The 820-nt window shown below is 65.2% G+C and carries 1 protein-coding gene; it reads right to left on the bottom strand.

Translation table 11 applies throughout. The annotated features are described in order from the left end of the window. Positions 1-749: glycosyltransferase family 2 protein (locus I71_RS10170; RefSeq protein WP_042694522.1), on the bottom strand; the 749-nt coding region annotated here is incomplete at its 3' end. Positions 750-820 lie beyond the last annotated feature (71 nt).

The raw sequence follows: 820 nt of genomic DNA, 5'->3' as shown, positions 1-820 counted from the left end.
TAAGCGGCCACATCCGGGCCGAACAACCGCTCCATCAGTAGCAGTGGCAGCTCGTATTGCGGCAGGCAAAGGCTGGTGCTGCGGCCGTGCAGCGTGTGCAGGCACAGCCCCTCCGCATCCGGGACGGTGCCGACGCGGAAGCGTTCTCGGGCCGCCTTGACGAAGGGCGCATCCTCGCAGGCATTCACCGCCGGGAAACGCACCGCGTCCCAAACCGACCGGCGGTAGGCATAGGAAAATCCGTAGCCGTCGAGATTGTCGGGAGAGGGCGGGGCCTCCGGCGCCTCCACATAGCTGCAGCCCTGCCGGCCCCAGCGGTGATGCGAGCCGCCGCTGGCGGTGTCCCAATAGCCGAACCGCCGGTGCGATACGCTGTAGAGGAACCAGCCCGACAGCTTCACCAGATCGTACCCCTGCTCCAGCCAGCCCAGCATCCGCTGCACATAGGTCGGCGCATAGAAATCGTCGTCGTCCATGTGGACGATCACCGATCCCCTGGCATGTTCGGCCAGGATGTTGCGCTTTTCGCCGATGGCGTAGCGGCTGGGCGAGTAGAAGTATTTCAGCCGCTGATTCGCCAACGGCTTCAGATAGGCCGAGGGGCGTGGGCTGTCGTCGAACACCAGCCACTCGATCTCGCCATGGGTCTGTGCCTGGATACAGCCGTGCAGGCGCGGCAGGAACTCCTCCCGCTGCCAGGTTGGCGTGACGATGCTGACCAGAGGCGAGGCGTCGATGGGGAGCGTCATGGTGCTTTCTTGCGTGTGCGCAGGGCCTGCGTGTAGACAGGCGGCAGCATAGCATCTGCGCTGCCACCCTG

The sequence above is a fragment of the Azospirillum sp. B506 genome (genome assembly GCF_000333595.1).
GTDB lineage: Bacteria > Pseudomonadota > Alphaproteobacteria > Azospirillales > Azospirillaceae > Azospirillum.
The sequence above is the reverse complement of the archived record's forward strand: the minus strand, read 5'-3'. Positions and strand labels throughout refer to the sequence as shown.